General features: G+C 62.8%; 5 protein-coding genes. 1 reads left to right on the forward strand and 4 read right to left on the reverse strand.

Annotation, left to right across the window (positions count from 1 at the left end; genetic code table 11):
* Nucleotides 1–257 precede the first annotated feature (257 nt).
* The gene (locus tag ACTJKM_RS28050; protein ID WP_057252078.1) at nucleotides 258–947 is read right to left on the reverse strand and encodes a L,D-transpeptidase; all 690 of its coding nucleotides are present in this window, start codon (nucleotides 945–947) and stop codon (nucleotides 258–260) included.
* A 184-nt stretch (nucleotides 948–1,131) separates the two neighbouring features.
* On the opposite strand from ACTJKM_RS28050, the gene ACTJKM_RS28055 reads away from it, so the two are divergent.
* Nucleotides 1,132–1,665 (forward strand): MmcB family DNA repair protein, encoded by a 534-nt coding sequence (locus tag ACTJKM_RS28055; RefSeq protein ID WP_057252079.1) that lies wholly within the window; start codon nucleotides 1,132–1,134, stop codon nucleotides 1,663–1,665.
* Nucleotides 1,666–1,670: 5 nt separating this feature from the next.
* Here the strand turns inward: ACTJKM_RS28055 and ACTJKM_RS28060 are convergent, their stop codons facing one another.
* From ACTJKM_RS28060 to hrpB, 3 genes are all read right to left on the reverse strand, one after another.
* Nucleotides 1,671–2,255 (reverse strand): ActR/PrrA/RegA family redox response regulator transcription factor, encoded by a 585-nt coding sequence (locus ACTJKM_RS28060; protein WP_057252080.1) that lies wholly within the window; start codon nucleotides 2,253–2,255, stop codon nucleotides 1,671–1,673.
* An 80-nt stretch (nucleotides 2,256–2,335) separates the two neighbouring features.
* Nucleotides 2,336–3,643, reverse strand: a complete 1,308-nt coding sequence (locus ACTJKM_RS28065) for an ActS/PrrB/RegB family redox-sensitive histidine kinase (protein ID WP_058327459.1) — start codon at nucleotides 3,641–3,643, stop codon at nucleotides 2,336–2,338.
* A gap of 34 nt (nucleotides 3,644–3,677) precedes the next feature.
* Entirely contained in the window at nucleotides 3,678–6,137 is a 2,460-nt protein-coding gene (gene hrpB / locus ACTJKM_RS28070) for an ATP-dependent helicase HrpB (protein WP_058327458.1), read from the reverse strand.
* Nucleotides 6,138–6,931 lie beyond the last annotated feature (794 nt).

Raw genomic sequence — 6,931 nt, forward strand, 5'->3', positions numbered from 1 at the left:
GGAATTTCTGGGCACACTCTTTCGTTTGTTTAGATAACGCTTACTTAATAAGCGGCTGAATTTAAGTCGAATTTGAACTTTTCCGCGTCACGCAGCCGGTTTTCGCGACCCTGATTTGAGGGTGTTTTCGAACGGCAACTGTGCGTGGTTGAAGCGCTCCGTTGCAGCATCGCATCACCGGCAAATGGTGGTTGAGTAACGACGTAAAAAAAGCCGCCGACTGGTGTCGGCGGCTTCGGATGGCTGATGCAGCCCGGTTACTGCTGGACGACGACGCGGGCGTTCTTGCCGGGGCGAACGCGCGAATAGAGATCGATGATGTCCTGGTTGATCAGGCGGATGCAGCCGGACGAAGCGGCGGTGCCGATCGACGACCATTCCGGCGTACCGTGCAGGCGGAACAGCGTGTCCTTGCCCTGGTCGTTGAAGAGATAGAGTGCGCGGGCGCCGAGCGGGTTCTTGAGGCCGGGACCCATGCCTTCCTCGACATACTTGGCGACTTCCGGCTTGCGCTCGGCCATTTCCTTCGGCGGATGCCACATCGGCCATTCCTGCTTCCAGGCAATGTAGGCTTCGCCTTCCCATGCAAAGCCGGCCTTGCCGACGCCGATGCCGTAACGAACGGCCTTGCCGCCGGGCAGCACGTAATAGAGGAAACGATTCGGCGTGTTGACGACGATCGTTCCAGGGCGCTCGCTGGTGGTGTAGTCGACGATCTGGCGATGGAACCGGGTATCGACCTTGTTGATCGGAATGGCGGGCAGCGCGTAACCGTGATCCTCAACTGCGCCATAATCGCCGTTGAAAATCTGATTCGTAGCGACCGTTTGCGCTACGGGAGCGGGTTCGTTCGCAGCCGTTTCGGGCTTGGACGATGTCGTCGAGCAGCCGGCAACAGCGAGTGTCGCCGCGAGGCCGCACAAGAGGAAGGCATTGCGGAAGCGCATGGGAGTCTCTTAAAAAAGAAGCGAAGTAAAAACTGGGTCGCCGCGACCGTCAGTGACTACGGTTATTTTCGATTAGTCTGTGCTATGCAAGAGATTGCGCGGCCACAATTTGGCTGGAAAGTGCAAATTCCATGACCCTTGTTTTTTTGCAACAAAATGACCGGCCCAAAGGGACACCGGGCGCATGACCATCCTCTCCATCCATGACGACAACCCGCTGATCGACGGCCGACAGTCGAATCGCGCGATGATGGTGCGTCGCGGCGTGCAGCGGCTTTTCGCCGAACTGCGCCATTCCGTCCTGCCGGAACTGACGCTGGCGAGCGGGAGGCGCGCCGACCTGATCTCGCTGTCGGTCAAGGGCGAAATCTGGATTGTCGAGATCAAGACCTCGATCGAGGACTTTCGCGTCGACCGCAAATGGCCGGATTACCGGCAGCATTGCGACCGGCTGTTCTTCGCAACCCATGCCGGCGTGCCGCTCGATATCTTCCCCGAGGAATGCGGCTTGCTGCTTTCGGATGGTTATGAAGGGCACATCGTTCGCGAGGCGCCCGAACACAAACTGCCGCCGGCGACGCGCAAATCGGTCTTGCAGCTCTTTGCCCGCACGGCGGCGCAGCGCCTGATGCTTGCGGAGTGGGCAGCCGAGCGCAACGGCGAACTCGGCGATCAGATCGGCGACATCCTCACGGGCAACCGCGACAGCGGCGGCTGACGCCGTTACTTCGGCGCGCGCTTTGCAAGAATGCGTTGCAGCGTCCGGCGATGCATGTTGAGGCGGCGCGCCGTTTCCGAAACATTGCGCTCGCACATCTCATAGACACGCTGGATGTGTTCCCAGCGAACCCGATCGGCCGACATCGGGTTTTCCGGCGGCTCGACGCGCTCGCCCTGGCGCTGAACGAGCGCCGCAAAGATGTCGTCTGCATCGGCCGGCTTGGCAAGATAGTCGACGGCGCCGAGCTTCACGGCGTTTACGGCGGTGGCAATATTGCCGTAGCCGGTCAGCATGATCATCCGCGTGTCATCGCGCCGTCCGCGGATCGCCTCGATCACGTCGAGACCGCTGCCATCACCGAGCCGAAGGTCGATGACGGCATATTTCGGCGGGTTGCCCTTGGCCTTGGCAATGCCTTCAGCCACTGATTCGGCAATGTCGACTGAAAAGCCGCGGGCTTCCATGGCGCGGGCAAGGCGCCTGAGGAAGGGTGCGTCGTCGTCGACGAGCAGCAGGGTGCGGTCCGGTCCGATCAGTTCGGCGTCCTGTGCGGGTGTGCTGGGCGAAGCTGTCGATTTGTCGGTCATTCTGGAATCCTTGAGCGAAAACCTGCGCTTTCGCCGAGATTATAGGTTTCTTCTGGTCTCGTTCAATAAACTGCGAAATGTCATTTCGCCAGTTTCGTATCCATCAGGGCGCGCGGCCATTCGACGCTGACCCGGGCGCCTGGCCTGTCGGGTCCGCCATTTTCGAAGCGCAGGCGCGCGCCCGAACGTTCAAGCAGGGTCTTGGCGATGAAGAGGCCGAGCCCGAGGCCACCGGCGCTGTCGTCCTTCTGCCGCCGCGTCACATAGGGCTCGCCGATGCGCTGCAGGATATCCGGGGCGAAGCCGTCGCCATCGTCCTCGATCGTCACTTTCACGCGGTCCGCGGTGTGCTCGACCGTCACGGCAACTTCCTTCTTGGCATAGTCGACAGCATTTTCGAGCAGGTTGCCGAGCCCATAAAGGATGCCGGCATTGCGGTTGCCGACCGGCTCGGTGGCGCGGTCACCTTTCTCGACGAGATTGATGTGGATGCCGAACTCGCGGTGCGGCGCCATCACCTCTTCGATCAGCGACGACAGCGGCAGCATCCGCATGTGCTCCTCGCTTTCGGAGGAGAGCGTCGTCAGCCGCTTCAGGATATCGCGGCAGCGTTCGCTCTGGCTGCGCAGCAGATGCACGTCCTCGCCGAAGCGCGGATCGTTGCCGAGTTCGCGCTCCATTTCCTTGGCGACGACACTGATCGTCGCCAGCGGCGTGCCGAGTTCGTGAGCGGCCGCGGCCGCCAGCCCATCGAGTTGCGACAGATGCTTTTCCCGCTGCAGCACGAGTTCGGTCGCCGTCAGAGCCTCCGACAGTTCGCTCGCTTCCAGCGAGACGCGATAGGTGTAGAAGGCGGCAAAGGCGGTCATCGAGACGATCGCAAACCAGATGCCGGCGGTCAAAACCCGCGGCATCAGGAGAACCGTGCCCGGATACCAGGGCAGTGGAAAAGGCGAGAAGGCAAGTGCTGTGATCGCGATCACCGCAAGGCCGGCAAGGATGATGCTGTGCGATTTCGGCTGCGATGCCGAAGAGATGATGACGGGGACGCAGAGCAGCGGCGCGAAGGGATTGGTAAGCCCGCCGGTGATGAACAAGAGCCCGGTGATCTGCGCAAGATCGAGGCCAAGCAGCGCGAAAGCGGCCGGCGGCTGCAGCCGGTGGGTCGGCGGATAGCGCAGCGTCACATAGGAGTTGACCAGCGCCAGGCTCGCGATCAGCACCAGGCAGGAAATCAGCGGCAGCGGAAACTGCAGCCAGAAGGCGGTGGTGAGGACGGCGATCGACTGGCCGCCGACGGCAAGCCAGCGCAGCCGGACGAGCGTCTGCAGGCGCAGGCTGCGGTTACTGGTCTGGTCGTTGTTGTGTTCGAGCGCAACTGTGGTCATTCGTGCCTGCATTCCAGTCATCGGAGGTTTCGTCTCATGTACCACGCGGCTTTGCCCGTGTCGTCGGCGCCGCATCGGCCGGATCTTCGGGCCAAGGGTGTTTCGGGTAGCGTCCGCGCATGTCCGCCCGCACATCCCGCCACGAGCCCGCCCAGAAACCGGGCAGGTCCCGCGTCGTCTGGATCGGGCGATGGCCCGGCGAGATCAGTTCTAGCAGCAGCGGCAGGCGGCCGTCGCCGATCGCCGGGTGGATCTTCAGGCCGAAGAGCTCCTGCACGCGGATCGACAGAAGCGGCTCGTCGCCGTCGTAGTGAATTGGGTGCCTTTGCCCGGTCGGCGCCTCGAAATGCGTCGGGGCGAGTCTGCCGAGTTCCCGTTGCCGCTCGTGCGGAATGAGGGAGAGCAGGCCGTCCGAGAGGTTGGACGCCTTGATGTCGGCAATGGCTGTGACGCCATGCTGGAAAGGCACGAACCAGTCGTCGAGACGATCGAGCAGCGCCTGATCGGAGACATCCGGCCAGGGCTCGCCGATCGAGCGGTTGAGGAAGCCGATGCGGTCGCGCATCTGCATCGCCTCTTTCGAAAACGGCAAGACGGCGAGGCCGAGCTGGCGCACGCCGTCGGCAAGCGCGCGCGCGGCAGCTTCGCCGGTTGGCCTGACAAGCGGCGCCTCCTCGAAGATGATCGCGCCGAGCCTGGTCACGCGGCGCGCGCGCACCTGCCGGCTTTGCCTGTCGAAGAAGCTCTGGTCTTCGCGGGTAATCGCTTCGGGCATATGCTCTTCGACCTCGGCCCGCGACAGTTCGGCGGCCGCCAGCACCCGCTGACCGCCGGCCCGTCCCGTGAGGTCAGCGATGACAAGCATCGGCGCGGCCGCAAGCCGCTCCGTCTCCGGGATCTCCGCGCCGCGTCCGTTCGCCATCACGAACCGGCCGCGGCCGCCGCGCTGAAGCGCGATGCGATCGGGGAAGGCATGCATCAGCAGCGCGCCCGGCTGGACCGGTTCGTTCGATTTCGGCGCGCCCTTCAGCTCCGCCGCCATGCGGCGCGCCAGATTGCGCGAGGCCTCGGCGCGGTCGCCACGCTCCTGGCGGAAGCGGCGCAGCCGATCTTCGAGATCGATGCTGGTACCGCCGAGGCCCTGTTCGGTGAGCATGACCGCGAGCAGACACGCGGCTTCAGCCTGGCCCTCTTCGGCGGCGGCAACCGCCATTGCGGCGAGACGCGGCGGTAACGCCAGATCGCGGATCTTGCGACCTTTCGCCGTCAACGCGCCGGCTTGGTCGAGCGCGCCGAGCGATGCCAGTAATTTCCTGGCCTCGGTCAGCGTCGTTTCGGGCGGTGAGTCGATGAAGGCGAGGGTGGTTGGATCGCTGACGCTCCAGTGGGCGCAGTCGAGCAGCAGGGCGGAAAGGTCGCTCGCAAGAATCTGCGGTGGCGTGAAGGCGGCAAGTGCTGCGGTCTGGCCGCTGTGCCAGAGGCGGATCGCGATGCCGGGTTCCGTCCGTCCCGCGCGGCCGGCGCGTTGATCGGCAGAGGCGCGCGAGACCCGCACCGTCTCCAGCCGGGTGATCCCGGTCGCGGCTTCAAAGACCGGCAGCCGCTGCAGGCCGCTGTCGACGATGATGCGCACGCCGTCGATGGTGATCGAGGTCTCGGCGATCGAGGTGGCAAGCACGATCTTGCGCGTGCCCTTGGGCGCCGGGCGGATCGCCGCATCCTGCTCCTTCTGGGTCAGGTTGCCGTAGAGCGGCACAATGGCCGTGTTTGCATCGAAGCGGTCCTGGAGCCGCGCGGCGACACGGGCGATCTCGGCCTGGCCGGGCAGGAAGGCGAGGACGGAGCCGTCTTCCGTGCGGTGCGCTTCAGCAATGGCGCGCACCATGGCATCCTCGACACTCTCGCCGCCGCGATCCTGGTAGCGGATGTCGATCGGATAGCTGCGGCCCTGGCTCTCTATGATAGGCGCGCCGCCGAGCAGGCCTGAGACCCGTTCGACATCGAGCGTCGCCGACATGACGATGATCTTGAGGTCGTCGCGCAGCGCCGCCTGTACGTCGACTGCCAGCGCGAGGCCGAAGTCCGCGTCAAGCGAACGCTCGTGGAATTCGTCGAACAGCACGGCCGCGACGCCCTTAAGTTCCGGGTCGTCGAGGATCATGCGAGCGAACACGCCTTCGGTCACGACTTCGATGCGCGTCCTGGCAGAGATGCGGTTGTCGAGACGCATGCGATAGCCGACGGTTTCGCCGACCTTCTCGCCGAGAAGCTCCGCCATGCGTCCGGCGGCAGCTCGTGCCGCCAGCCGCCGTGGTTCAAGCAGAATGATCTTGCCGCCCTTCGCCCAGTCCTGCTCGAGCAGGAAGAGCGGAACGAGCGTCGTCTTGCCGGCGCCGGGCGGAGCCGAGAGCACTGCCGACGGCCCTGCGGCGAGTGCGTGCGCCAATTGAGGCAGGACCTCGCGAACCGGCAGGGCAGGAAGATGTGTCGTCACGTCTGGGCCTCCGCCCCGTTTTCGATGTGGTGTGACGCTCTGCCGTCCGGATCGGGCGGAGCGTAGCGCACAAGAATGATCGATATACCGGCCATATGGTCATTGTGTCGGGCACGGCGAACATCACGCAAGTACGGTAAGAGGCCATGGAAGGGCAAGGCACCGCCCATTTGTGTGCTCTGCGAAGAGTAAGTTCGCATAGATCTGCGGCTGGAATCCAGGGCTGGCTGAGTGCTCACTATATAGGGGAACGAGACGTCCTTCAGCTAAGGCAGCGCTCGCATCGTTCCGAGGCAAAACGACGATATTTGATGTCGTGAGCGATCCGGAAGGAATTTGACCGTTTGATCAAAGATTCGCGGTGCGATTCCGGAGGTTTTCGCTCCTCGAAATCGACAGAGTTTATCAACAGTCGAAAAACATATTTAGATTCAATAGCTTGTTCTTTTTTGAAGTTTTTTTGAAGATCGCTGTTGACGTGTTGGAGGCTGGGGGTCTATAAGCCCGATCACTGACGAGGGCGGCGGCGCTGCTGGCGACGACGACCTTCGCTCTAGAGTTTCCCTGGTTGGCTGAGGCTGATTTTGGGGTCTGAGGCGAGAGTTTCGGGCTTGTTGGAAACGGTTTGACGGACGGTGAGTTCGTCGGTTTTTTGACAATTGAATATAGAGAAAGAGAAACGTGGGCGGCGGAGCTCGTGAGGGACTCGAAAGGGTTCTTTCAGAAAGAGACTTTGGCGGTCACGTTTTAACAAGAGACTACACCTATTTTCTCAACGATGGTTTTCGGATTGT

The sequence above is a fragment of the Ensifer sp. 22460 genome (genome assembly GCF_052044935.1).
Taxonomy (GTDB): domain Bacteria; phylum Pseudomonadota; class Alphaproteobacteria; order Rhizobiales; family Rhizobiaceae; genus Ensifer.